Source organism: Ruegeria sp. CJ2, assembly GCF_056536745.1.
The window spans coordinates 53141-77766 of sequence record NZ_JBQFQF010000017.1 but is presented as its reverse complement, the minus strand read 5'-3'; the positions used below and the strand labels follow the sequence as shown (position 1 = coordinate 77766).

Below are 24626 nucleotides of genomic sequence, written 5' to 3'. Positions count from 1 at the left end.
GTCACACCCAACATGCGTCCCCGTCAAAGACAAATGCTCCCGCAAAAATCCAGACAATAACGTCCGACCCTCAACCTCACCGCTCACAGATAAACCGTTCACAGTCATCGAAATCTTCATTAGATTCTCCTCCCTGAAATACTTAGCTCACCCACCAATCAGGCGCTTGAGCCATCCTTTTTTCTCTTCTGGTTGCGCGTCTGCCTGAGCCGGCTCAGGCGCCGCCGCGGGCTGCGGCGCGGCATCGGCAGCTTCGGCCTGAGGCTCTTCCTCAACCGCATTCTGGAAATTCTCAAAGAACTGATCGGCCATTTTCTTGGCCACACCATCAATGACACGCCCGCCCAACTGCGCGAGCTTGCCGCCCACACGCGCATCGACATTGTAGGCCAGCAAGGTGCCCTCAGCTACGTCGGACAGGGTCACATCCGCAGCACCTTTGGCGAACCCGGCGGCACCCCCCTTGCCTTCACCCGACAGCTTGACGCTTTCCTGATCAACCATGTCAGACAGGGTCACGTCCCCTTTGAAGGTCGCTTTCACCGGCCCGACTTTCTGCACCACCGTGGCAGCAAAGCCCTCTTCGGCCGTTCCCGACATTTCTTTGCAGCCAGGGACACATTCGCGCAGAACATCCGCCGACAGCAAAGCCTCCCAGACCTTGGAACGTGGGGCCGCAATGACGCGGCTGTCATGTAACTCCATCTCACTCCCTCCAAAAATTTTCGTTAAGCTACGCCGTGATCCATGCGGTGCCTATAAGACCTTGGGAGTAGTCAACGAAGTTCCGGCGGGGTGTGCGGTTTTACGACTTTCCGCCAGTAGGCGCCCTTCCATTCACTTGCTAGGCTTTGTTAGATTGGGGCAACTTTTGCAAAGGCCATTTCCCATGCTTGCAAATGCCGTTGGGCAGAATGATTTTGAAATCGTGTTGATCATCGACGATCATCCTTTGTTTTGCGATGCTCTCTCGATGACGTTGCAGAGCGTTGCACATATCGGCGACGTGCGTACGGCCGACAGGCTTGAGCATGCGCTGGAGCTTGTCAAAGGTGGCTTGAAGCCGGACGCGATATTGCTGGATCTCAACTTGCCGGACGTTGACGGATTGGACGGTTTGATACGCCTCAGAGCGGTAGCGGATGCGCCTGTTATTGTTGTGTCGTCCATGACCGACAACAGGGTGATCAGCCAAGTGATTCACTCCGGTGCGTCGGGTTATGTTCCAAAACACAGCCAACGGGACGTTTTCCGAACCGCATTCGAGACAGTACATGCAGGAAATGTGTTCTTGCCCGAAGGGTGTGTGCTGATTGATCCGGACGACGAGGATGAACAAAGCGACGCCGTCGGCCGTCTGGCGACGCTGACCAACCAGCAATCGCGTATCCTGCAACTGATTTGTGAGGGCAAGTTGAACAAGCAGATTGCTTACGACCTCTCTATCGCTGAGACCACCGTCAAGGCACATGTTACTGCGATTATGCGGAAACTGGGTGTTCAAAGCCGAACCCAGGCGGTTCTGATTGCCAAGAAAGCCTCTTTTGCCAGCGTCTTGCAAGAGCAGGGCTAACCGTAATACCTTCAAATCTCGTCGTGGTTTAGGGAGGAGGCCCGATGGACCAAGCAGTCGGGTGGGCGGCGACCCATACCCGTGAGCCAGGAATCGTCAAAACGGCATTTGTGAACTATGACACAGATAATGCGATCGCGCAGCTTGCGTCCGCGCTTGGGGAAGGTGAGCACGCGCTTGTTATTCTGTTCGTAACGTCGAAAGCAGATGCAGCCTCTGTCATTGCCGAGGCTGCCGCGACTTTTGCGCCGGCGCCTGTGGTCGGTTGCACAACTGCGGGTGAGCTGGCAGGGCAAGGCTATACTGAGGACCAGATTGTTGCGATCGGGTTACCAGCCTCTCATTTCGCGACAAGAACGATCTTGGTACCTGATCTCAACGCGTTTTCCGCGCAGGACATCATTCATGAGATGATCCGAAACAGAAATGAGATGACGGAAGCGGACCCCGACTGGCATCATGAATTTACATTTCTGCTGATTGACGGACTGTCTACCCAGGAAGACGCCCTGACGTCCGAGTTGGCCGTGGGATTGGGGCCAGTGCCACTGTTTGGCGGGTCGGCCGGAGATGGGACGCGATTTAGCAACACGTTCGTTCTGCACAACGGTCTGGCACAAGAAAACGCCGCCGTTTTAACCCAGGTGCGCACGTGCTGTCCGATCAAGGTATTTAAGACGGATCACCTTGTGCCCACGGCGCAGCGCATGGTGGTTACCGAAGCTGACCCGGCCAATCGCATCGTTCGTGAAATCAATGCGGAACCGGCTGCCCGTGAATATGCAAGGATATTGGGAAAAGACCCTGAACAGTTGAACACCTTTACGTTCGCGGCACACCCCGTCGTCGTTCAGATTGGCGGCCAGCACCACGTGCGGGCCATTCAACGCGTCGATGGTAACGGTGATCTGGTATTCTTTTCGGCCATTGACGAGGGGCTTGTTCTGACGATGGCCGAGCCCATGAATATGGCAACCCATCTTGAGCAAGAACTTGGGGCATTGACGCAAAATGAACAGCCCGATGCGATACTTGGGTGCGATTGCATCCTGCGCAGGCTTGAGGCGCAGGAAAAGCAGATGACGGGCAGCTTGTCCAAAATCCTGTCGGACAACCGCGTGGTCGGGTTTTCCACCTATGGCGAACAATTCAATTCGATTCATGTGAACCAAACTCTGACCGGGGTGGCCATTTATCCGCCGGAAGAGGCTGCGCATGATTGAAACCCTGATCAATCCGCACGATCCGCTGGATCGCCAGAACGAAAAGCTTCTTAAGATTGCTGCGGCATTGATGCGGAGGGTCGAGGAATCCACCGATGCATCCGGCGCCGCCTACGCACAGTTTCAGCGCGCGGCCACGCTCGAGCAGGAAGTCCGGGCGCGAACCCTGGACCTGGAACGTGCTTTGGAGTTGTTGAACGAGTCCAATGCGCGGCTTGCGGAGGCAAATCAGGAAACAGAAGCTGCGCGCGCCGACCTTGCCAACGCAATCGAGACAGTTCAGGAAGGGTTTGCGCTGTTTAACCTCGACGAGGAGCTCGTACTGTGTAACAGCCGTTTCGGTATGCATATGCCCGACATTCAGGGCCAGCTGTTGCCGGGCCTGCATTTCACGCAATATGTTGAATTGGTGAGCAATTCCAAGTTCCTGTCGCTGCCCGAAGCGGTCTCTCCGCAGGATTGGGCGCACCGTCGCATGTCGCGCCACGCGGATGACCACGTCGTCTTTAACGTGCGTCTCAACGGCAACCGATGGACTCAGGTTTCCGAACATCGCACACCGGATGGCGGAACCGTTATCCTGCAGACTGACGTCACGGATATCATGCGGATCGAGCGGCAGGAGAGGGACCGGATCCTGGACGATAAGGCCAGCCTGATCCGAGCAACGCTGGAGCATATTGATCAGGGCGTCTGTATCTTTGACAGCAAGCTACGTCTGATCGGATGGAACAATCGTGCCAGTGAATTGCTGGCGATACCCAATGCCCAGTTCCAGATGGGGGCTCAGTTCAAAACCCTGTTCGACCGGTTGAGCGCGACAATCAGATTTGCAGATGGAGTTAGCGCAGGCGACCTTCTGGCGTGGGTGGACCGCGAGACGGAACGACCACCCCTCAAATTTCAGATGCATTCTGGGCGCTTCAAGATCCTGTCCGTTTTTGCTCAGGAAATGCCGGATCGAGGGTTCGTGATATCGTTCACGGATGTAACGGCGGAACACAGATCAGCCCAGGCTTTGTACGAGGCGAAGGAGTTGCTTGAGCAACGGGTGGCTTCGCGAACCGAGGAACTTGCCGATGCTTTGAACGAAGCAGAGCGGGCAAATGCGTCAAAATCGCGGTTTGTCGCGGCAGCCAGCCACGATTTGTTGCAACCTTTGTCCGCGGCGAAACTGTATGTAGCCACACTTGGCAGCGGGTTGAGCGAAGATGTTGCCCAGAGCGTCGCCGCCAAAGCCGAAAGCGCATTAAGTAGTGTGGAACACATCCTTGAGGCTTTGCTGGATATCTCAAAGTTGGATTCCGGGCGCGCTTCGGTCCACCTGTCTACGCTTTCGGTCGACGACATTTTCTCACAGCTCGAAGATTCTTTCAGACCCGTCGCTCAGGCCAAGGGGTTGGAGTTGCGTTGTGTGCATACCGATGCGCGTGTTCGAAGTGACGCCAGCTATCTTCGGCGTGTTCTTCAGAACCTGCTGTCGAATGCAATCCGGTACACCGAGAAAGGAAGGGTGGTGATCGGTGTGCGTCGTCGTCAAACATCCATCGCGATCGAGGTTTGGGATACGGGTATCGGTATCCCCGCCGACCAACGCGATATCGTCTTTCAGGAATTTCAACGGCTGGATTCCGACGCGAGTGCCGCCGAAGGGATGGGGCTGGGCCTCGCCATCGTCGAACGGGCCTGCGGGTTGCTGAAACACCCTATCAAGTTGTCCTCACAGGTTGGGAAAGGCACCGTGTTTTCGGTTGAGGTCCCACTGGCAACCTCAGAAAGTACCGCGCCAGATACGTCGGCCAACAAGCAGGAAACAGACGCCAAGACACTGGCCAGCACCGTTACATTGCTGATCGAGAATGATGAGAACCTGCGCGGTGCGCTGACGATGACAATGGAGTCCTGGGGCGTTCAGGTCCTTGAATGCGCAAGCGAACAACAGGCGGCCAGTCTTCTGCGAGAGATCGGTATTTTGCCGGACATCATCGTAGCCGATTATCAGTTGGACCATGATTTGAAGGGCACAGATGCCGTCCACGCTCTGATTGAAGAGTTCGGGCAGTTGCCCGCGTGCATTATCTCGGCCAACAGATCAGCGGACTTGACCCGCATATGTAAAGCGGATGGGTATTCCTTACTGCACAAACCGATTGATGCCCAAAGCCTGAAATCGGTTCTTGAAGCTTCTATGGACAAAATTTGAGCAATATCTGATTGTGGCTAAATTTGCGCAGAAGGGAAGGTGCGTTAATTTATGTAGGACTTTCCAATTCGCGCTTGCGTTCACATTGGTTGACCCAAAAGGATTCATCTATCATCCTGATCTGACATTGATTTCCATACTGTGTTCATTCCCAAAATTGTTCTGATTAGGGTCAGCCATATGCAAGAAACCGCGCAGAAACAGTATTTGGTGGACACGCATCGCTCACGCGACCCGGAACAGACATTGGGTATAGTCAAGCCCTACCTAAAGGAAATGGGGATCACCCGAATTGCCAATTTGACCGGACTGGACAGGGTTGGGCTTCCTACCGTGATGGTTTCGCGCCCTAACTCGCGCTCTGTTGCAGTTTCGCTGGGAAAGGGGTTGTCGCTGGAGGCTGCGCAAGCTTCAGGCGTTATGGAAGCTATCGAGTCCTGGCATGCCGAGCGATTGCAATTGCCACAGCGTCTGGCGCGATATTCCGATTTGTGCGTGGACGAATTTGTTGTCGATGTTCAATGCCTTCCGCGCGTCTCGGGTGGAAAATTTGACGCGGAACGCAATATGTTATGGGTTCAGGGGCAAGAGTTGAACGGCAAGCTCAACTGTTGGGTTCCTTTGGAAATGGTTGATACGGATTACACCGCGCCACCCAGCGCCGGGCAAGGTGCGTTCCCGAGGACAACGAATGGGTTAGCGTCGGGCAACAACGTAACCGAAGCGACTTGTCACGCAATTTGCGAATTGATCGAACGCGATGCGACGACACTTTGGCATCACAAACCTGCGGAAAACCGACTGGATCACGAAACGATTGATGACGAACGCTGCATCAGCGCCCTTGGAATGTTCACCGCCGCAGGGTTGGACGTCGGGATATGGAATACGACGTCAGATATCGGGATCGCGAGTTTCCGTTGTATGATCTGTGAAGCCGGTGCGCAGAATGGCCATATTGGGATTGGTGACGGGTGCCATCCAGACAAGTCCATTGCCCTTTTGCGCGCCTTGACCGAGGCCGCGCAAACAAGGCTGACATATATTTCGGGTGCAAGGGACGATCTGGACCCGGCCGAGTTTACGGATCAGGCCCAGTCGGATCGCAGCCAATATGTGCGCGATATTATCGAGCGCGCTGAACCAAGTCAGGTGTTCTCGGACTGTCCGACTTATGCCACCGGATCATTTGACGAAGACCTGATGTTAATTCTTCGGCAACTGGGGTCTGTTGGCCTTTCACAGGCTGTTTGCGTTGACCTTTCGCGCCCTGAATTCGATATCGCAGTCGTTCGTGCGGTCGTGCCGGGGCTTGAGGCACCGCACGACGACCCAGACTATATCCCCGGCGCAAGAGCCCTGGCTGTCATGGAAGACAGTGTATGAGTATAGCCGTCTTTGTAGGCCCTACCCTGCCCCGGAATGCGCTGGATGAGTTTCCCGAGGCCAGAATTTTGCCCCCTGTCCGCCAAGGCGACGTCTATCGGGTCGCCAAAGACCGCCCACGCGCCATTGGTATTATTGATGGGTATTTCGAAGGCGTCCCCTCGGTCTGGCACAAAGAAATCCTTTGGGCGCTGGAACAGGGAATTCCGGTGTTTGGCAGTGCCAGCATGGGCGCTCTGAGGGCGGCCGAGCTTGCTGATTTCGGGATGATCGGAGTTGGCCAGATTTTCGAGGACTATTACGCAGGTGTTTTGAAGGATGACGACGAGGTCGCGGTCGTTCATAGCCCCGCAGAGCTTGGATACCAGCCCCTGAGCACACCCATGGTTTCAGTCCGCGCCACGGTTTCCCGGGCCGAAGCCTCTGGGGTCATCAAACCCGCAACTGCCGCAAAAATTATCGGCGCGGCCAAGTCCATTCATTACCGGGACCGAAGTTGGCCTGATATCGAGAACGTCGTTAAGGGGCCCGCCAGTATCAAAAAATTTTTTAAATGGCTGCCAGAAGGTCAGGTCGACGCCAAAGCGGATGACGCCAGAGCCATGCTGAAAAAGATGTCCGACTACCTGCGTGATCCCCCTGCCCCGCAGAACTCAACCCTGCGCGCCGAACGGACATTGGTCTGGAAAACCTTGCGCGCGCGTGTTGATGCCGAAGCCACCGAAGGCGACGCGGTGATTGATGAATTGCGCCTGACGCCAGAGCTGTATTTTGAACTGCGCACCCGCGCAATTCTCAGACTGCTGGCGCAGGAGGAGGCTGATCGGGTCGAACTCAGCCCCGATCGCGAGGTTTTGCTCAGGCACATGTCGGATCATCGCAGCAGTACCGGGCTTACCCGCAAGGCTGACTTGATGCAGTGGCTGCGCACCAACGACCTGAACCCGGACCTGTATGAAGCGATGCTAACCGGCGCCGCACAGATAGATGCGGTGACCGAAGCCCGCAGCACCCGGCTGAATGCCCCCCTGCTGACCGAGCTAAAGCGCAGCGGGCGCTACGCGGATTTACGTGACCGTGCCGCCCAAAAGACCCGACTGGCCGTCGCCCCTGATCGTAGGGACAGCGCGGACCGGTTGCATATGCTCATCTGGTTTTTTGAAACAAACCTTGACCGGGATGTGCCAGATGATCTTGAATCCTACGCAGTTTCGCTTGGATTGTCCGGGCGGGATGCACTTTACGATTTGATAGAAGCAGAGTTTTTGTATTGCCATAGTGATACCGGGCCAACGGCCTCAGACCGTTAAGGGGTCGTCGACCGGACACAGGAGGGCGCTTGATGGATTTGCCAGACTACAGCGACGCCGAAGAACCCGGCACCCGGTTTTTGCTGTTTCCCCAATCTCCGTTTCTGGAACCGGATGCCCAACTGGAATTGGTCGAGATTTCGGCCCCCCAGGGCAGCATCGGACCGGGTCCATCTGGGCCAAGGATGTATACGGTCAACCCGGTTGGTAAGACGACACCATATGGCGCCATTGTCCCCGGACCGAATGGGCCGGGCATGTACCTGCCGCCGTGGGACGGATATTTTCACCCCCCGGCCATGCCGGACGAATTTGGAAACTTCATCCATATTGACCCCACGGACCCGGCATTTGAGGCGGCGCATCTATTTGGGTCGGCTCATTTCACCATGGATGTCTGGCAAGGGTATTTCGATCGCCCCATACCGTGGCATTTCGCACAAGATTTCGATCGGCTGGAACTGTCGCTTCTGCCCAGTTTGGATAATGCACATATCGGCTGGGGGTTCCTGGAAACCGGTGGCACGCGAGAGCATGGGGACGAGTATCGCCCTTATAGCCTGAACTTCGACGTTGTCGCTCATGAAATCGGTCACGCAATCATCTACAGCGTGATCGGGATGCCCACCGATGGTGATGCCGGGGGCGAGTATTACGGGTTCCATGAATCTGCTGCGGACATGGTTGCGCTTCTTGCGTCCTTGCATTTTGGATCGGTCGTGGACACGTTGCTGAAGAACACGCGGGGCAACCTTTACACGTTAAATCGGCTGAACCGTTTTGCGGAACTGTCCGAAAATGCTCAGATACGGACGGCCGCCAATAACCGGTCTCTGTCTGAATTTGCGTCTGGCTGGTCCAGTGAGCATGACCTGTCTGAGCCATTGACCGGTGCCATGTTCGATATCTTCGTGGATATCTACCATGAACGGTTGCTGCTGCACGGCCTGATTACGCCCGAAGAAGAGGACCTATCTGATCAATTGGAAGATTCCTCTGACTACAGCGCCGTGATGCAGGATATTTTCGATACTCGTTACGCTGAAAACCCCGATGGGTTTCGTATCGCGCTGCTTGAGGCGCGGGATTTTCTGGGCACTTATCTTGCAGATGCATGGGAACGGCTGGACGCTGATATGCTCAGCTACTTCGGGGTCGAAAAAGCATTGCTGGCCGTGGATCAGGAAATCACCGGCGGTGCCTTTCAACGCATCATTCAGGGTAACTTCCGAATGCGTGATATTGGCGTGACAACCGCAGGGCCGCAGTTGCCTGACCCGGACGAAGACAGCCACGCGCATTCCGTCCGCACGCAAGTTCCCGGATAACGGTCAAAAATCCTTTATTTTGAAGTGGTTTTATGGCATGCAAACGTGGGATGATTATTGGAAATAATTTTCTCGAACTATGCGTTCGGGTTCAATTCAGGGGGAAAGATGCGGGCCTAAGCTCTGTCTACCCCACAATTGGGAGAAAATATTATGTCTGAATCCTTGCTTAGTTTTTCCGAAGTGTTGTTGTTTGGGCGTTTATTGAACGACTTGAAGGTCGCGAAGTCCAAAGCTGCGGCCCCAGATAAAACAGTCCGGCTTGTTGCTGCGAAAAAGGTGAAGGTGAACAAGAATATCTCCATCGTAGATGGCACGATCGACGGTGAAGAGGTGGCGGCTGGAAACTTAGTTCTGGTTACCGGAAATCGTCCTAAAAAGAATGGTATTTACCAAGTAACAGTAGATGGCGAGAACTATCAGCTGGACAGCCAAGAGAGGATTGAAGAAGACGCGCTGGTGAAGGTCACGGACGGGGACCAATACGAAGACAGCTTCTGGCAGCAGACGCTGCCCACCCCGGCGGGTTTCGAAAAGCAAGAGTTCATTTTCCGCAAGGAACTGTCCGAAAAAATCGGCGCGAACAAGCAACTCAAGGATCAGTACGGAAAAGACTCCCGATTGGCGCGGATCTACGGCTTCTCGTTCGAAGGCACGTATTATGAGCTGCCCGAACCCACGATTTTCTTGGTCCATGGAAAAGGCGAAAGCCCGACCGATGGAAACCGGCCCGGTGGCCTGGCATCCCGCGCTCCGAGTGATCCATCCCTGTCTGGTGTTGCTTCGGCTGACTATCAAATCTCGGACGACATCAGGGTCTGGGATTACGACAAGGCTGATTACACGATCCGTATGGACGTGATGACCGGCCAATTCGAGCAAGTCCTTCTGGACATTTATTTCGGTTTTGACAGCCCGGCGATCAGCGGGGCCAAGGTATCAGGCGCGAAAGTCAGCGGTGCCAAGGTGAGTGGCGCAAAGGTTAGCGGAGCCAAGGTGAGCGGCGCGAAAGTCAGTGGCGCAAAGGTGCGCGGCGGCGACTAAGTTCGGGCCGATATCTACAGAAGAGGGGCGCGTCAGACACGTGCCCTTTTTCTTTGGCTATCAGAATCCGGCTTTCTTTAAGCCTTCAACGAAATGCTGGGTGTCCTCTTCCAACCGATCCGGCTGTACCGTGGCCCATCGTTTCAGCGAGAAATTGGGATGTGCGGCGCGGTGCTTGTCAGTGATCTGACGGGCGAGGTCCGTTTTCCCCAACTGTGCGTAGCTTGCAGCCAGCATACGCTGGCCCTCTGTTGGGTTGTTCATCTTGTTGACGGTTTCAATCACATCCTCATAGCGTCTGAGGTTGTAATAGGCTCCGCCCAAGTGCCACAGATACTGATCCGGGAAGTAGGGGTTCAGCCTCATCGCCTGCTGGATATGCGTGATCGCCGTTTCGTTGTCGCCGTAATGCGCCAACGCATCGGCAAAATCCGAATGCATATCAGCGTCATTCGGGTTCAATGCCAAAGCGCGTTGATAAGACTGAATCGCGGCGTCATGTTCCTTGCGGTACAGGTGGACATAGCCCAATTCGCCAAATCCACGGGCGTCCGTAGGATCCAGTTCGATCGCACGCTGAGCAAGTGACAGTGCCTTGTCCAAGGCCGAGGACGGGTCTTCGGCCCAGGAATACCGCCAGTCGATGTTCAGAGTCCGCGATAACGCCGCAGCCGCCCTTGCATATCGCCCGTCCCGTTCCAGCGCGGATTGATAGAAATCCTGCGCCTTGCGATTGTCGTTCCGCGTATACTTGAAGATGTGATGCTGGCCCTGCAAAACCGAGCCATACGCCTCAAGGTCGGTCGGCACAGTCTGAATCAAGCGTTGCTTTTCATGGGATTCTATCATCACGGCAGTGGCAGCAACGATGCATTCCGTAACTTCGTCGAGAATGTCAAAGATGTCGTCGATTTTTCGATCGAACCGTTCACCCCAAATGGTGCGCTCGGTGTTGGCGTCCACAAGTTCTGCGGTAATCCGAATCCGACTTGCAGATCGCCGCACGCTGCCACGGGCGATGTAGCGCACATTCAGCCGCTGGGCCGCCTCTTTCGGCGGCATGGCCTGCGCCTTGAAGAAAAACGAGGAGTTCCGGGCGATGATGAACAGGTTCCGAAACTTCGAAAGGTTCATGATAATGTCGTCGGTTAGCCCTTCGGCGATCCAGTTGTCGGACTCGTCCCCGTTGCTGCTGCTGAAAGGCAGGACGGCCACTGACGGCGTATCCGGACGTCCCAGAATATCCACCGACAGGTCCGGTCGCATCGTTCCGGCCATGGTTGCACCCGCAACCTCGCTTCTGACGCAATAGGTTGAGATGGGCGAGACGATGTTCTTGAGTTGCTTCGGGCCCAGAAACTCATACCCATATCGCAGGCGATTGCACACCTGGTCGTATACGGCCGAGCTGACATAAACACGTTCTGGTTCAGCTATTTCCTGAAGCCGCGCGGCGATGTTCACATTATCGCCATGTATCCCGCGCTCGTCGATCAGGATTTCGCCAAGATGAACGCCCGCGCGAAATTTGATTCGCTGATTCTCGGCAAGCGTGTGATTGTGCTCACTCGCGATCTGGTGCAGTTCCACCCCGAATTCCACCGCACTAGTGGCGGTTTCAAACAGTGCCAGTATGCCGTCACCGCGCACTTCGATCACGCGGCCATTGTATTTTGCGCACGTGACCTCAAGCTTGGAAAGCAATGATTTCAAGGCGTTATACGTGTCCATTTCATTCTCGCTCATCAAGCGAGAATACCCGACAACGTCGGCGAACAGCACAGCCCCGAGCTTTTGCGTGATAGGAACGTTCAGATTGTTGGTGTCCACTGGCGTTTCTCGTTTCGTAGGTTCTTCGCGAACCTCTTGTTCAACATATACTTTATTTCAGTTATTTCGACCGCATGTGTCCTTGGTTGCCCTGGCTAGGAGTTTGCACTCTGAGGAGGCCATGACCAAGCGCCGGGTGCGCTTGTTCCGAAGGTCACGACTATGTCGTCTCTCAACTCCCGCGCAAGCACCTCTCGGTGTTTCATCCAATCTTGATTGAGAACTCCTACCACGATCATGTCGTGGTATTTACCGTCCGCGAACCATGCCTGCCGCATGGTCCCTTCGATCTGGCATCCGACCTTGGCCACCAAGTCCCGGCTGCTTTGGTTGTCGACACGGTAATAGGATGTAAGACGGTTCAAACCCAACTGACGAAATGCAAAATCAATCAGCAGGGCTGTTGCGCGCAGCCCAATTCCAAGGCGGCGGGCCTTCTTGTCCACAAACATTGCAATGACCGCGTCACGATTGACGTTTGATATCGCTTCGATGCCAGCCATCCCAAGGGCTTTGCCATCGCTGGATTCCACCATGAACCAGCACTTGCAGCCATTGTCAGATGAAAAGGCATCCTTCCAGCTCTCTTCCGTTTGAGACTGGTTAAGGGGGACGCGCGATGTCCGGTCAAACAGCGCCAAATCTTCCACGTCCTGAAACCAAGGTGCGATGACCTCGAGATCCGACTTTTCAAATGGGCGCAGCCTGAATGTTTTTGTCGTCTTGTCCTGCACTGAAAAAACCTTTGAATAGAATACAAAAAATGACTCTGGCGACAGTAGCACAAATATTCGGCAAATACGAAGGCAGAAACAAGTGACAGGTGTAATGCCCTTAAATACTTAGAATATCAAGATGATACTATGCCTGCCCGTTGTCCATGGCATGTTTAGGCGTTGCATCGCCTCAGACAGCTCACTTTCCGCAGCAACCCGACAAATGGCTCCCAAACGGCAAACTAGTGAGACCAGGATCGTCGGAAATTGTGCGGGGAAATCTTGTATCTGCTCCGAAAATGGACCGACAGCCTGTCGGCACTGGAAAACCCGGACGCAAAGGCAATTTCGGACACGCTGAGGTCCGTCTCATTCAGCAACGCAAAAGCGCGATCCAGCCTGAGATCATTGTAGAACCGACCCGGTGACATTTTGGTATGCTGCCTGAAAAGCCGCTCCATATGGCGGCGTGACAGTGATGCTTGTTCCGCGACGGCCTCGAGGCTGAGTGGTGTTTCTATGTTGCGACGCATAATCTGCACGGCTTCGATCAGCTTGGCATTTCGGGTGCCCAGCAATGGTGAAACAGGCGAGACCTGTTTGCTGTCGCTTTCCCCCAACCGGCGGTGCAGGCACATTTCCGAGACATTGATGGCCAACGTGTTTCCAAACAGCTCTTCGATGACTTCCAGCATCATATCCGTGCTGGCGTGACCACCGCCACAGGTGCGCAACTTGCCGTCGATCTCATATAGGTTCTGCGTCGGCTCCATGGTTCCAAAATTCTCGCAAAAGCCGGGGCGGTTTTCCCAATGGACGGTAAAGCGTCTGTCCCCAATCAGACCGGCCTTTGCCAAGGCAAAGGCGCCGGTGCATATCCCGCCAAAATCACACCCATGCGCCTTTTGGCGACGTATCCAGTTCAAAACGGACATATCGAAAGAAGACATGGGCTCGGTCCCGGCGCATACAAAAGTGTAGGCCCCCGGTTCCAGGTCCCGCATCGGGTGGTCGGCCTGAATCCGTATCCCGTTCGAGCAGGTTACAGGGTCTCCGTCCGGTGACAGCACGTACCACTCAAACAGTTGTTTTCTTGCCAGTTGGTTCGAAATGCGCAGCGGTTCGATTGCGGCGCTGAACGCCAGCATTGTCGTGTTGGGCAGCAGCAGAAAGTAGAATGTTTTTGGCGGCCCGTCATAGGGTACGTCTACCGAAATTGCACCTTTGGGCAAAAATCGCTGGCTACTCATTTTTCCCTCCGCATTTCGGGCCGAGTTTGGCATCGTTTGTCACACAAGGCACTGGCATTGCAGCAAGCGATCGCAATGTCGCTCAAGGCTATTGGATATTGGGGTTTCCTTTCGTATTTTGGATACAAAGTGGAAATGCCAGAGACAATCCCAATGCCAAAAACCCGCGCGATTCATCGCCAAAGTTTGCCTGATGTCATCACAAACGACCTGCGTGAGCGTATCCTGAGCGGAGAGATGGTGGAAGGTGAAACCATTCGGCAAGAAGCGTTGGCGGAGGAATATGACGTATCCCGCATGCCGATACGTGAGGCGCTCAAACGGCTGGATGCCGAGGGTCTTGTTCAACTGACCAATAATCGTGGGGCCTCTGTAACGACCCATTCCCTTTCGGAAATCGGAGAGATTTTCGATCTCAGAATCCTGTTGGAAGTCGACCTTTTCAAACGGGCGATCCCACTGATGACAGAGGCTGATTTTGCCACCTGCGAAGAGTTGCTGAGAAAAATGGAAAAGTCCTACGAAGTGTATGATGTCGGGCGATGGGGCAGCCTGAACTACGAATATCACACAGCGCTATATGCCGCGGCAGAGCGCGGGATCACCAACGAAATCCTGCAACGGGTCAATTTGCAATCTGATCGCTACGTGCGGATGCACCTGAGTGTGATGGAACAACGAGAGCCGGCCAAGGCTGATCACCGCCAGTTGTTGGCGCTGGCCCGGTCGCGCAATGTGGAGGCTGCTTGCGAGCTGCTGACCAACCACATCCAGCGCACCAAGGAACAGTTGTTGGCAATGGTCATCGCGACCCGCAAGGCTGAAAGTTAGACTGAGTTTTCAGTCAATAGGATGCAGGCGGGCCACTTGATGCGCAGCGCCGTTCATTCGTCAAACGTCAGCGACCTATGATTGTAAGATCTTTGGGAAAGCTGGTCAGCGACCGGCAGCCACCCTCGGTCACAAGAACATCATCTTCGATCCGAACGCCAAAATTGCCCAGATCATACAGGCCCGGCTCGTTGGTCCAAACCATGCCCGGCAGGATTTTCTGGTGGTTGCCGCGCATGATATACGGCGCTTCATGCACGTCACGCCCCAGACCATGGCCCGTCTTGGTCCGTATTCGGTCTGCAAAGGGCGAAGACTCGAGCACACTGGTCACGGCGTCGTCGATGTCATGGGCGCTCGCGCCGGGACGACAGACCTTGAACCCTTCGAGGTTCGCGCGAAGGACTGTATCGTAAACCGCCCTGCCCTCGTCCGAGACCTCACTAACGAAGAATGTACGCGTGATATCCGCCGCAAACCCATGTTTGCGTGCGCCAAAGTCAAAGAGCAGCGCATCGCCGGGTTTGATCTGATAATCCGATCGAGCTTTGCCATGCGGTTGTGCCGAGTTGTCCCCGGCAGCGACAATCGGCGCAAAAGCCAGCGACGCCGCGCCTTCAGCAAACAGCGCCTGGATTAATGCCTGTTCGATCTGTTTTTCGGTTTGCCCGACGCGAACCGTGGAAATCACACGTTCCAGCGCGCGTTCCGAGATATCTATCGCGGCCTGCAACGCGGCAATATCGGCGTCGGTCTTGATGATCCGCAAACCGGAAATCTCGCGCTCGGCGTCCACGATCTGCAAGTCGGGCATCGCATTGGTCAGGGCCTTGGACACGAAAACCCGCATCACCTGCCCTTCAACAGCAAGCGAGCTCAGGGGCATATGTGCGGCCAAAGCAGCAAAGGCACTGTCATACCCCGTTTGGTCCATCCAGTCGAAAACGGCCCCCTCAAAACCGACCAATTCCCACGTACCCAGTTCCAGATTGGGCACAATCGCGGCAGGCGCGCCGTCAGCCGGGATTACGACCACAAAGGGCCGTTCGTGGCTCATGAAAGGTTTCCCCAATGCACGGGTAAAATTCGGGCCCGGCACAAGTGCGACGGCATCTACTGACATGTCCTTTGCCAGCTTACTATATTCGGACAAATCCGGCATGCAGGCCGACCTCCCAAGTTAGTTGAGCAGAGCTGCCGCTTCAGACAGATCATGCCGTTGAATGGCAGTTTATGTGACACTTACACCATGGAAGATGAAACTGCCCAGAGGGTTTACCTTGCAACCGTGCCTCACGCTTCGAATTAGCACGCAAACATCAAAGGGCGCGATCGTGATTCAAAGCACCTGATTGATCTGAACAATCAGGGTTGCCTTTGGCCGCCATCGGAGTTGCACAATAATTAGGCGCATGAATTGGGTTTGACGCGCATTTGGCCAGTATGGATTTACATCCATTGGTCGCGGTTTTTTACTTCCAAGCAATGAAAGAACGAATTGTCCGCCCTTCCCCATGACAGCTTCCCCATTATTGCTGGTTTTCTCCGATCTCGACGGGACGCTGCTGGATCATCACACCTATAGTTGGACGGCTGCAAAGCCCGGTCTTCAACGCTTGTCCGAGATTGGCGCAGGTCTTGTATTGGCCAGCAGCAAAACGGCGGCAGAGATCGCTCCGCTGCAGCAAGAGCTAGACATTAAGCACATGCCTGCAATTGTCGAGAATGGTGCGGGTGTCCTGTGGCCCGACGCGCCCGATATGGAGGGCGACAGCTACCATGACTTGCACATCGCGCTTTCGCAACTGCGCAAGGGATTTGTCGGTTTCGGCGATATGTCCGATCAGGAGGTGTCCGACGCGACGGGTCTCAATCTCGACCAAGCTGCCCGTGCACGGATGCGCAAGTTCAGCGAACCGGGGCTGTGGACAGGCACCGAAGCCGAGTTGGAACACTTCGTCGCAGACGCGCGGACCATTGGCCTCTTTGCCCGCAGCGGGGGGCGGTTTCTGACATTGTCCTTCGGGAAAACAAAGGCGGACGCCCTAAGAGAAGTTGTTCAGCTGCTAAAACCAAGCCGATCAATCGCCTTGGGTGACGCGCCAAATGACATCGAAATGCTAATGGCTGCGGATCAAGGTGTAGTGGTTGCAAACCCCGATGGCCCGGGCATTCCATCTTTTCCGCCGCATATTGAACCACACATATTCAGGACACACCGCAGCGGTCCCCAAGGTTGGTCGGATGCGATCCTGACCCTGACCGCTGATCTCTGACGAAACGAGGCGAAGAACATGGCAGACTTCCATCAGAACGGAAACATCACGACGCTGCACAACCTGCGCAGCAGACCCAGCGGTCACCTGTCGCATGAGATTTCCGTCTTTGCAGAGACCCGCAAGATCACCCTGATCCTGCCCTGCCTGTATTCAGAGCTCGAGGGACCCGCCCTTGCGGGCATCCTCAAAGAACTGTCGCAGGTCTCGTATCTTCACCGTGTCATCATCGGCTTGGATCAGGCGGATGAAGAGCAGTACCGAAAAGCCCGTGCGTTCTTTACGGATTTGCCGCAAAACCACGTGGTTGTCTGGAATGACAGCCCTCGTCTGATGCAACTCCAAGACCATTTGAAAGCGTTGGGCCTTGCGCCTCAGGAACCGGGCAAGGGCAAGAATGTCTGGTCCTGTATTGGCTATCTTCTGGCCTGCGCCGACAGTTCCGTAATGGCGATTCATGACTGCGATATTGTCACGTACAACCGCGAGATGCTGGACCGGTTGGTGTATCCGGTTGTGAACCCGACCTTCCCCTTTCAGATGGCCAAAGGATTCTACCCCCGTATTGGCGATGGCAAACTGAACGGTCGGGTGACGCGCTTGCTGGTGAGCCCGCTGCTGATTGCCTTGAAAAAGGTGATTGGGGATCGAGATTACCTCGATTACCTGCGCAGTTTCCGCTATCCGCTGTCTGGTGAGTTCGCCATTCGCACCCCCACCCTGCCCGATCTACGCATCCCTTCGGACTGGGGGCTTGAGATCGGCGTTCTGTCCGAGTCATGGCGCAACCTTGCGCCTAAATCCGTTTGTCAGGTCGAAATCGCCGACAATTACGATCACAAACATCAGGACTTGTCGCCCGAAGACGCCAACCGCGGCCTTTCCCGCATGTCCACAGATATCTGCAAGGCGATTTTCCGAAAACTGGCGGCTGATGGCACGGTGTTTACGCCCAACACGTTCCGCACGCTCAAGGCAACCTATTACCGGTCCGCTCTGGACCTGCTCGAAGGTTACTACACCGATGCCAAGATGAACGGGTTGGAACTGGACCGCCACAAGGAAGAGAAATCCATCGAGCTGTTTGCCGAAAATATCATCCGGACAGGCCAGGTTTTTCTGGAGAACCCGCACGAAACACCATTCATCCCCACCTGGAACCGGGTCCATTCAGCCGATCCCGAGTTCTTGCTGCGCCTTAAGGCGGCAGTGTCCGACGATTTGGACGAATACAGCCCGCGTTCGTAATCCATCGGCACTGGTAAGGGGCCAGAACGATATCGGGGCCGTTGGTGGCCAGGATTTCTCCGGTCAGGGCGTCCGTCCAGGTCTCCTCGGCAATCATGTTGATCTCGGCGGGGCTGACGTGGACAGGCTCGGCAGAGACGTTATGAAGCGCAAAAATAGACTGGCTGCGGTCCAGACTCTGCCTCCAGATTCCGAACACACGTTCGTCCAGCCGGAGCGTGAACTGCGTAGCGTTTGGATGGAAGGCCGGTTGCTGCGCGCGAAGACGCAGACGGCGGGACAATTCCGACAACACAAGCGCTTGGTTGGAGCCGGGATCCGCAAGCCGCGCCAAAAGGTCGGGATAGTGCCAGCGGTGGCGGTTGATTGCCCTGTTCATACCGCGACGTTCCACAGCCGCATGATCGTTCGGAGTAGCCAGGAGCGAATGAATATAAAAAGCCGGAATACCTTCGAGCGACATCACGATGGTTTGCGAGCATATGAACCGCGCCATATGGTATTGATCTTCGCCCGTGAACGTCTCGCGCATGGCTTCGAAGTAACCACAGTTCAACTCGTAGGGTTCTTCATGTCCATCTGGAAGGGCACGCATCGAAACCAGACCTCCAATCCGGCGCACCGTGTCGATCATGCGTTCTTTCTCGTCGGGTGGCAGCAACCCTTCGGCCGGGCGCATCCCTATCCCATCGTGGCTGGCGGTGAAATTCAGATACGCGCACCCCAATTGGGCCGGCGGCATCGCGGCTTGCCATTCGCTTAGATATCGCGCCGTGCCGGACTGCATTGCATGCAGGATCAATGGGGGCAGCGGAAAATTGTAAACAGCGTGCGCCTCGTTCCGGTTGCCAAAGTAACTCAGGTTCTCGGTGCGCGGGACGTTTGTTTCCGTCAGCAGCACAAGCGTTTCAGTTGCGTAATCGCACAGCAATCTGAGAAGCTGCACGATCGCGTGGGTCTGCGGCAAGTGAATGCAATTGGTGCCGATTTCCTTCCAGATGAAAGCCACCGCATCCAGTCGCAATATCCGCACGCCCTTGTCGATATGCAGGCGGATGATCCGCAACATCTCGACCAAAACCTCGGGGTTCGAAAAGTCCAGATCGACCTGATCGTGGCTGAACGTGCACCACACGTATTTTTCACCCTCACTCGTTTCCACTTGCCGCAGCAACGGCGTGGTGCGGGGCCGCACAACCTCCGAGAGGTCGTCTTCGGGTGACGCTTCAAAGAAGAAACGGTCATGCGGGGACTTGCCCTGAAGGTAGTTGGTGAACCACGTGCCCTGGCTTGAGACGTGGTTCAACACCAAATCAGACATCAGATGAAAGTCATCGGCGATACGGGTGATGTCTGGCCAGTCACCAAGCTGAGTACTGACGCTATAGTAATCGGACACAGCGAACCCGTCGTCAGACGTGAACGGAAAAAACGGCAAGATATGAACGCCGTTGACCACGCCGCTCAGGTGCCGGACAAGAAAATCATGCAGCAGGTCCAAGGGCTTGTGCGCCTGATCTTCGATCGAATTGCCATAGGTTATCAGGACGCTGTCTTTTTCTGACCACAGCTTGTTGCCGGGCTTGCGACCCTGTTTGCGCCTGTGCGTATCGGAGGGCCAAAAGGCATCGGACACCTGTCGTGCCAATTCCAATTGATCATGGTCTGGGTAGATCTGAACAAGCAGGTCGTTCAGGCGTCGGGAAAAGCTGGTATTTTCACTGGTCAAGAGTCAGGGGCCCTTCGCTGCATCCGCCTGATGGTTTTCCAGAACGACCAGCCTGTCAAATCGAACTACGGTTCTGTGACCAAAGGTGCACCATCCTGCACATTTTCTGGGCATGTTACGGGTGGCAAAAGGCTCAGACAGCGTAGCGGGTCATGAACATGTCTACGGCCTGCAGCGCCACTTCGTCGATTTCAGATTGGGAAAAGCTGTCCTGAATGCCAAATGCTGCACGAGCCCAGATGCGAACTTTACAAAGCTCCGAGAATTGTTCCGCGGCGATCTGCAAATCTTCGATGGCAAGGTCGCCCTGGTTCACGGCCTTCTTGAAGTACTCCACCAGGTGGCGAACGCCGTTTTGAGGACCGGCCTCATAAAACGCATGGCCCAATTCCGGAAACCTGTCGCGTTCGGCCACGCAAATGCGGAAAACCTGCTGCGCAAATTCGGACACCAGAAAAGTGGTCAATTGGGTTGCAGCGACGATCAGCACTTCGCGCACGGGCTTGGAATCGTCGATCATCGACAGGACGTTTTCAGCCATCCGGCTGCATTCGGTCTGAGCGACTTCCATGAATAACAGACGCTTGTCTGGAAAATAGCTGTACAAGGTCGCTTTTGAGACACCCGCCGCGCGCGCGATGTCGTCCACGCTTGCGCCTTCGAAACCATCAGCCATGAAAACTTCACGGGCACCGCGTACCACTTGATCGAATTTGCGACCTGTACGCAGAATGGTGGCTGACTCGGGCATTGTTCCTCCTTGGCTGCAAGTTCCAAGCTTATAAACCGTTCAGTTCAGATTCAACGATTCGCGCAGAGACACTCTTTTGTGAGCCGTTGACCCCGCATCGGGTATGCAGACTTGCCGCCAGTTCAAACCGTGCTAACACTCTGGCCATGGTCGATATCTTTCTGCGCACACTTCCTTTCTTTGCGATCATCGGCCTTGGATATTGGGCCGGGCGCAGTCGTTTTTTCTCGGAAGATGCGACGGCGTATCTAACCAAATTCGTCTTCTATTTTGCGCTATCGGCGATGCTGTTCCGATTTGCCGCCACGCTTCCGTTTGCTGAAATCTTCAATGCGAAGCTGGTACTGGGATATCTTCTGGGCACATTCGCCGTCTACGCGCTGGCGACATTTGTTGCCAGGATCAGAGGTCTGGACATTCCAACCTCGGCCGTCGAAGCGCAGTGTGCTGCCATTGGCAATGTCGGCTTTTTGGGCCTTCCCATGCTAGCGCTGCTGTTCACCGAAGCCGCGATCGGACCGGTTATGTTGGTCCTCACGGTGGATCTTGTTGTCTTCTCGTCGCTGATCGTCATCTTGATCAATGGCGGGCGGGATGGGCGGCTGACCCCGTCCACGTTCCGGTTGATCGCTGTTGGTCTGATCAAGAACCCCATGATCGTTTCGATCTCGGCCGGGATGCTGTGGTCTGCGTTTCAAATCCCGGTCCCGGTGCCGCTGAACGATTTTCTGACCATTTTGGGTGGAGCTGCAACGCCCGGAGCCCTGTTTGCAATTGGCGCGTCATTGGCCAGTAAGTCGGCGGAGCGGGTGCAAATCGCAGGCTGGCTCAGTTTTTGTAAACTGGTGGTGCATCCCGCCTGTGTCGCAGTCGTCCTGATTTGGGTGATCCCCGTCGCGACATTTCCTGCATCAATAGCCATCGCTGCAGCCGCTCTGCCGGTTGCGGGCAACGTCTATATGCTGGCCGCACATTACGGCGTCGCGCCGCACAGAGCATCGGCGGCGATACTGCTGTCTACTGCTGCAAGCATTCTGACTGTACCCGTCGTGATTGCTTGGGTCGGAACACTTTAGGTTTCTGCGCTTCGAATTATCCCCTCAACCCGTCGCGCACAGGCTTTACGCAGCGGCTCGGTAAGGGTAGCCATGGCCCGAACCCAACGTAAGGACACAAGCCAGATGGAAACCCTTTCGGAAAATGCCTGTTTCGGAGGCGTGCAAGGCGTCTATCGCCATACCTCCTCCGCGTGCAAATGCGACATGACCTTTGGCTTGTTTTTGCCCGCCGAAGCAAAAGACGGGCCCGTCCCGGTACTGTGGTATCTGTCCGGGCTGACATGCACCCATGAAAACGCAATGACAAAGGCCGGGGCGCAGGCATGGGCGGCCGAACAGGGTATTGCGGTTGTGTTCCCCGATACTTCGCCGCGTGGTGAAGGCGTGGCCGATCACGAAGATTACGATCTGGGCCAGGGCGCAGGCTTTTATGTGAACGCGACGCAAAAACCATGGGCCCCTCACTTTAACATGTGGGGTTATGTGGCTGAGGAACTGCCCGCGCTGCTGGCAGAGAACTTTGCGATTGATATGGACCGCCAGGCCATCACCGGGCATTCCATGGGCGGGCACGGCGCGCTGACGCTGGCGATGAACCTGCCGGGCCGGTATCGCTCGGTTTCGGCCTTTGCGCCCATCTCGAACCCGACGGGGGCCGATTGGGGCCGCAAGCAACTCAGCGCCTATCTGGGGGATGATGAGGGCGCATGGGCCAAGCATGACGCATCGTTGATGATGAAGGAAAAGGGCTTTGACGGCCCTATCCTGATCGACACCGGAGCCAGTGACCAGTTCATGGACCTGCTGCGCCCCGAGGCGCTGGCGCAGGCGATTGCAGAGCGCCGCCAGCAGGCCACCTATCGCCTGCAGCCGGGTTATGATCATTCTTACTACTTTGTATCGACCTTCATGGAAGATCACATCACCTTCCACGCCGAGGCGCTGTACGGAGACTGAGGCATGAGCGACTTTGATTACGACCTGATCATCATCGGGTCGGGCCCCTCGGGTCGGTCTGCAGCGATTCAGGCAGGCAAGCTGAAACGCCGTGTGCTGGTGGTCGACCGCAAGGGTCGGTTCGGCGGCGTGTCGGTGCATACCGGTACGATCCCGTCAAAAACCCTGCGCGAAACGGTTCTGAACCTGTCGGGCTGGCGCGAGCGCAGCTTTTATGGCCGCTCCTACCGGGTAAAGGATCAGATCCGGGCTGACGACCTCAAGGCGCGTTTGCATATGACGCTGGATCATGAGGTTGACGTGCTGGAACATCAGTTCAACCGGAACCACGTGGAAACGCTGAATGGGCTGGCGCGATTTGTCGGCCCGCATGAAGTTGAGGTCGCCACGGATGCCGGGGACAAGACCCGCCTGACTGCCGCAAAGTTCCTGATTGCGACGGGCACCAAAACTTACCGCCCTGACTATGTGCCCTTCAACGGCAAGACCGTGGTCGACGGGGATGATTTTCTTGAAATGGCCGAGATTCCACGGTCGCTGTGTGTGATCGGTGCGGGGGTGATCGGGGTGGAATATGCCACCATGTTCTCGGCTCTGGACGTCCGGGTCACGCTGATTGAACCGCGCGACACGTTTCTAGACTTCATCGACAGTCGCCTGATCCACGATTTCACGCACCAGATCCGCGAGAACGGCGTGGACCTGCGTTTGGGTTCTGCAGTTGAAAAGATCGAAGACGCAGGCGGCCATGTCGAGGTCACTTTGGCCAATGGGCGTCACGTGCGGGCCGAGATGCTGCTTTTTGCGGCTGGACGAATGGGTGCGACGTCCGCCTTGAACCTCGAGGCAGTCGGGCTGGAGACAGACCATCGCAACCGGATCAACGTGGACCGCAAAACCTATCAGACCGCCGTGTCGCATATCTATGCGACGGGCGACGTGATCGGGCACCCCTCGCTGGCATCGACATCGCTGCAACAGGGCCGCGTGGCCGCGTGCCACGCCTTGGAGACCCCTACCCTGCCGGAAAGCCCCTGGTATCCCTATGGCATCTATTCAGTGCCCGAGATTTCGACCTGCGGCATGTCCGAGGAAGAACTGCAAGAGCGCGGCATCCCCTATGAGGTCGGCGTGGCGCGGTTCCGCGAAACCTCGCGCGGGCATATCATGGGGTTGGAACATGGAATGCTGAAGATGCTGTTCTCGCTGAAAACCCGACGGGTTCTTGGCGTGCAGATCGTCGGTGAGGGCGCGACCGAATTGATCCACATCGCGCAGGCGGTGCTGAACCTGAAAGGGACGGTGGACTATTTCGTACAGAATACGTTCAACTATCCAACGCTGGCCGAGGCCTACAAAATCGCGGGTCTGGATGCGTTCAACCGAATGCCCATTCCGGACGAGTTCAAGGTGCGCAAGAAACCCGCCGAGAAACAGGCGAAGAAAGCGTGACGACGCTGTTCATCGACGCTGACGCCTGTCCGGTCAAAGCCGAGGCTGAACGCGTGGCAACACGACATAAGGTCCGGATGGCTCTGGTCTCTAATGGCGGACTACGGCCTTCGGCCAACCCGCTGGTTCAGGTTGTCATCGTGTCTGAGGGTGCGGATGAGGCCGATAAGTGGATCGCCGAACGCTGCAGCGTCGGCGATGTGGTCGTCACGTCCGACATCCCGCTTGCCGCGAAATGTGTTGAGGCTGGCGCGCGCGTTTTGCGCCCCAACGGGGAAGCGTTCACCGCAGCGAATATCGGCCAGCAACTGGCGATGCGGGACCTGATGGCGGACCTTCGCGCCGCCAATCCGCTTGGTGCTGGCGGTGGCGGCAAGCCCTTTGGCAAGGCTGACAGATCGCGATTTCTGGACGCGCTGGAGAGGGAATTGAGGGCAGCGCAAAAAAGCTAACCCTCCCGC

At 55.8% G+C, this 24626-nt stretch carries 21 protein-coding genes and 1 pseudogene; 14 read left to right on the top strand and 8 right to left on the bottom strand.

Annotated elements, in window-relative coordinates:
• Together ACR0MS_RS19135 and ACR0MS_RS19130 are read right to left on the bottom strand one after the other, a co-directional pair.
• Positions 1 to 120 (bottom strand): annotated as a pseudogene (locus ACR0MS_RS19135) ((2Fe-2S)-binding protein); the annotation flags it as partial.
• 27 nt (positions 121 to 147) lie between these two features.
• Positions 148 to 705, bottom strand: a complete 558-nt coding sequence (locus ACR0MS_RS19130; RefSeq protein WP_480577434.1) for an SRPBCC family protein — start codon at positions 703 to 705, stop codon at positions 148 to 150.
• 184 nt (positions 706 to 889) lie between these two features.
• Here ACR0MS_RS19130 and ACR0MS_RS19125 point away from each other — a divergent pair, with 184 nt between their 5' ends.
• From ACR0MS_RS19125 to ACR0MS_RS19095, 7 genes are all read left to right on the top strand, one after another.
• Complete coding sequence (locus tag ACR0MS_RS19125; protein WP_480577431.1) at positions 890 to 1573, top strand: response regulator; 684 nt, start codon at positions 890 to 892, stop codon at positions 1571 to 1573.
• 44 nt (positions 1574 to 1617) lie between these two features.
• The gene (locus ACR0MS_RS19120; RefSeq protein WP_480577428.1) at positions 1618 to 2796 is read left to right on the top strand and encodes an FIST N-terminal domain-containing protein; all 1179 of its coding nucleotides are present in this window, start codon (positions 1618 to 1620) and stop codon (positions 2794 to 2796) included.
• On the top strand, positions 2789 to 4999 hold the full coding sequence (locus ACR0MS_RS19115; RefSeq protein ID WP_480577424.1) for a hybrid sensor histidine kinase/response regulator: 2211 nt from the start codon (positions 2789 to 2791) through the stop codon (positions 4997 to 4999). The genes ACR0MS_RS19120 and ACR0MS_RS19115 overlap by 8 nt, the downstream gene beginning before the upstream one ends.
• A gap of 180 nt (positions 5000 to 5179) precedes the next feature.
• On the top strand, positions 5180 to 6385 hold the full coding sequence (locus tag ACR0MS_RS19110; RefSeq protein ID WP_480577421.1) for a YcaO-like family protein: 1206 nt from the start codon (positions 5180 to 5182) through the stop codon (positions 6383 to 6385).
• On the top strand, positions 6382 to 7695 hold the full coding sequence (locus tag ACR0MS_RS19105; RefSeq protein WP_480577418.1) for a TfuA-like protein: 1314 nt from the start codon (positions 6382 to 6384) through the stop codon (positions 7693 to 7695). Before ACR0MS_RS19110 ends, ACR0MS_RS19105 begins: the two co-directional genes overlap by 4 nt.
• Positions 7696 to 7727: 32 nt before the next feature.
• Positions 7728 to 9023, top strand: coding sequence for a gluzincin family metallopeptidase (locus ACR0MS_RS19100; protein WP_480577415.1), 1296 nt, complete (start codon positions 7728 to 7730; stop codon positions 9021 to 9023).
• Between the two features lie 153 nt (positions 9024 to 9176).
• A complete protein-coding gene (locus ACR0MS_RS19095) occupies positions 9177 to 10067 on the top strand; it encodes a hypothetical protein (protein WP_480577412.1) in 891 nt (296 codons plus the stop codon).
• A 60-nt stretch (positions 10068 to 10127) separates the two neighbouring features.
• On the opposite strand, the gene ACR0MS_RS19090 is transcribed toward ACR0MS_RS19095, so the two are convergent.
• The 3 genes from ACR0MS_RS19090 to ACR0MS_RS19080 form a co-directional block, all read right to left on the bottom strand.
• Positions 10128 to 11897 (bottom strand): adenylate/guanylate cyclase domain-containing protein, encoded by a 1770-nt coding sequence (locus ACR0MS_RS19090; RefSeq protein ID WP_480577409.1) that lies wholly within the window; start codon positions 11895 to 11897, stop codon positions 10128 to 10130.
• A gap of 95 nt (positions 11898 to 11992) precedes the next feature.
• On the bottom strand, positions 11993 to 12631 hold the full coding sequence (locus tag ACR0MS_RS19085; protein ID WP_480577406.1) for a GNAT family N-acetyltransferase: 639 nt from the start codon (positions 12629 to 12631) through the stop codon (positions 11993 to 11995).
• 224 nt (positions 12632 to 12855) lie between these two features.
• Entirely contained in the window at positions 12856 to 13863 is a 1008-nt protein-coding gene (locus tag ACR0MS_RS19080) for a GlxA family transcriptional regulator (RefSeq protein ID WP_480577403.1), read from the bottom strand.
• Positions 13864 to 14016: 153 nt separating this feature from the next.
• Here ACR0MS_RS19080 and ACR0MS_RS19075 point away from each other — a divergent pair, with 153 nt between their 5' ends.
• Entirely contained in the window at positions 14017 to 14694 is a 678-nt protein-coding gene (locus tag ACR0MS_RS19075; protein WP_480577400.1) for a GntR family transcriptional regulator, read from the top strand.
• Positions 14695 to 14761: 67 nt separating this feature from the next.
• Here the strand turns inward: ACR0MS_RS19075 and ACR0MS_RS19070 are convergent, their stop codons facing one another.
• On the bottom strand, positions 14762 to 15856 hold the full coding sequence (locus ACR0MS_RS19070) for a M24 family metallopeptidase (protein ID WP_480577397.1): 1095 nt from the start codon (positions 15854 to 15856) through the stop codon (positions 14762 to 14764).
• Positions 15857 to 16208: 352 nt separating this feature from the next.
• On the opposite strand from ACR0MS_RS19070, the gene ACR0MS_RS19065 reads away from it, so the two are divergent.
• Both ACR0MS_RS19065 and ACR0MS_RS19060 read left to right on the top strand, forming a co-directional pair.
• A complete protein-coding gene (locus tag ACR0MS_RS19065) occupies positions 16209 to 16970 on the top strand; it encodes an HAD-IIB family hydrolase (protein WP_480577394.1) in 762 nt (253 codons plus the stop codon).
• Positions 16971 to 16988: 18 nt separating this feature from the next.
• Positions 16989 to 18218 carry a glycosyltransferase family protein gene (locus tag ACR0MS_RS19060; RefSeq protein WP_480577391.1) on the top strand — a complete coding sequence of 410 codons (1230 nt, stop codon included), beginning with the start codon at positions 16989 to 16991 and terminating at the stop codon, positions 18216 to 18218.
• On the opposite strand, the gene ACR0MS_RS19055 is transcribed toward ACR0MS_RS19060, so the two are convergent.
• Both ACR0MS_RS19055 and ACR0MS_RS19050 read right to left on the bottom strand, forming a co-directional pair.
• Positions 18169 to 19947 (bottom strand): sugar phosphorylase, encoded by a 1779-nt coding sequence (locus ACR0MS_RS19055; protein WP_480577388.1) that lies wholly within the window; start codon positions 19945 to 19947, stop codon positions 18169 to 18171. The two genes, ACR0MS_RS19060 and ACR0MS_RS19055, sit on opposite strands and share 50 nt — an antisense overlap.
• A 133-nt stretch (positions 19948 to 20080) precedes the next feature.
• Positions 20081 to 20698 carry a TetR/AcrR family transcriptional regulator gene (locus ACR0MS_RS19050; RefSeq protein WP_480577385.1) on the bottom strand — a complete coding sequence of 206 codons (618 nt, stop codon included), beginning with the start codon at positions 20696 to 20698 and terminating at the stop codon, positions 20081 to 20083.
• 146 nt (positions 20699 to 20844) lie between these two features.
• On the opposite strand from ACR0MS_RS19050, the gene ACR0MS_RS19045 reads away from it, so the two are divergent.
• The 4 genes from ACR0MS_RS19045 (at position 20845) to ACR0MS_RS19030 (ending at position 24617) form a co-directional block, all read left to right on the top strand.
• On the top strand, positions 20845 to 21774 hold the full coding sequence (locus tag ACR0MS_RS19045; RefSeq protein ID WP_480577382.1) for an AEC family transporter: 930 nt from the start codon (positions 20845 to 20847) through the stop codon (positions 21772 to 21774).
• Between the two features lie 105 nt (positions 21775 to 21879).
• A complete protein-coding gene (fghA, locus tag ACR0MS_RS19040) occupies positions 21880 to 22713 on the top strand; it encodes an S-formylglutathione hydrolase (RefSeq protein WP_480577440.1) in 834 nt (277 codons plus the stop codon).
• 3 nt (positions 22714 to 22716) lie between these two features.
• Positions 22717 to 24165, top strand: a complete 1449-nt coding sequence (sthA, locus tag ACR0MS_RS19035) for a Si-specific NAD(P)(+) transhydrogenase (protein ID WP_480577379.1) — start codon at positions 22717 to 22719, stop codon at positions 24163 to 24165.
• A complete protein-coding gene (locus ACR0MS_RS19030; protein ID WP_480577376.1) occupies positions 24162 to 24617 on the top strand; it encodes a YaiI/YqxD family protein in 456 nt (151 codons plus the stop codon). The genes sthA and ACR0MS_RS19030 overlap by 4 nt, the downstream gene beginning before the upstream one ends.
• Positions 24618 to 24626 lie beyond the last annotated feature (9 nt).

Bases quoted from the DNA above. Each gene is read 5' to 3' on its own strand.
- ACR0MS_RS19130 (WP_480577434.1), bottom strand. From the start codon at position 705: ATGGAGTTACATGACAGCCGCGTCATTGCGGCCCCACGTTCCAAGGTC.
- ACR0MS_RS19125 (WP_480577431.1), top strand. From the start codon at position 890: ATGCTTGCAAATGCCGTTGGGCAGAATGATTTTGAAATCGTGTTGATC.
- ACR0MS_RS19120 (WP_480577428.1), top strand. From the start codon at position 1,618: ATGGACCAAGCAGTCGGGTGGGCGGCGACCCATACCCGTGAGCCAGGA.
- ACR0MS_RS19115 (WP_480577424.1), top strand. From the start codon at position 2,789: ATGATTGAAACCCTGATCAATCCGCACGATCCGCTGGATCGCCAGAAC.
- ACR0MS_RS19110 (WP_480577421.1), top strand. From the start codon at position 5,180: ATGCAAGAAACCGCGCAGAAACAGTATTTGGTGGACACGCATCGCTCA.
- ACR0MS_RS19105 (WP_480577418.1), top strand. From the start codon at position 6,382: ATGAGTATAGCCGTCTTTGTAGGCCCTACCCTGCCCCGGAATGCGCTG.
- ACR0MS_RS19100 (WP_480577415.1), top strand. From the start codon at position 7,728: ATGGATTTGCCAGACTACAGCGACGCCGAAGAACCCGGCACCCGGTTT.
- ACR0MS_RS19095 (WP_480577412.1), top strand. From the start codon at position 9,177: ATGTCTGAATCCTTGCTTAGTTTTTCCGAAGTGTTGTTGTTTGGGCGT.
- ACR0MS_RS19080 (WP_480577403.1), bottom strand. From the start codon at position 13,863: ATGAGTAGCCAGCGATTTTTGCCCAAAGGTGCAATTTCGGTAGACGTA.
- ACR0MS_RS19075 (WP_480577400.1), top strand. From the start codon at position 14,017: ATGCCAAAAACCCGCGCGATTCATCGCCAAAGTTTGCCTGATGTCATC.
- ACR0MS_RS19070 (WP_480577397.1), bottom strand. From the start codon at position 15,856: ATGCCGGATTTGTCCGAATATAGTAAGCTGGCAAAGGACATGTCAGTA.
- ACR0MS_RS19065 (WP_480577394.1), top strand. From the start codon at position 16,209: ATGACAGCTTCCCCATTATTGCTGGTTTTCTCCGATCTCGACGGGACG.
- ACR0MS_RS19060 (WP_480577391.1), top strand. From the start codon at position 16,989: ATGGCAGACTTCCATCAGAACGGAAACATCACGACGCTGCACAACCTG.
- ACR0MS_RS19050 (WP_480577385.1), bottom strand. From the start codon at position 20,698: ATGCCCGAGTCAGCCACCATTCTGCGTACAGGTCGCAAATTCGATCAA.
- ACR0MS_RS19045 (WP_480577382.1), top strand. From the start codon at position 20,845: ATGGTCGATATCTTTCTGCGCACACTTCCTTTCTTTGCGATCATCGGC.
- fghA (WP_480577440.1), top strand. From the start codon at position 21,880: ATGGAAACCCTTTCGGAAAATGCCTGTTTCGGAGGCGTGCAAGGCGTC.
- sthA (WP_480577379.1), top strand. From the start codon at position 22,717: ATGAGCGACTTTGATTACGACCTGATCATCATCGGGTCGGGCCCCTCG.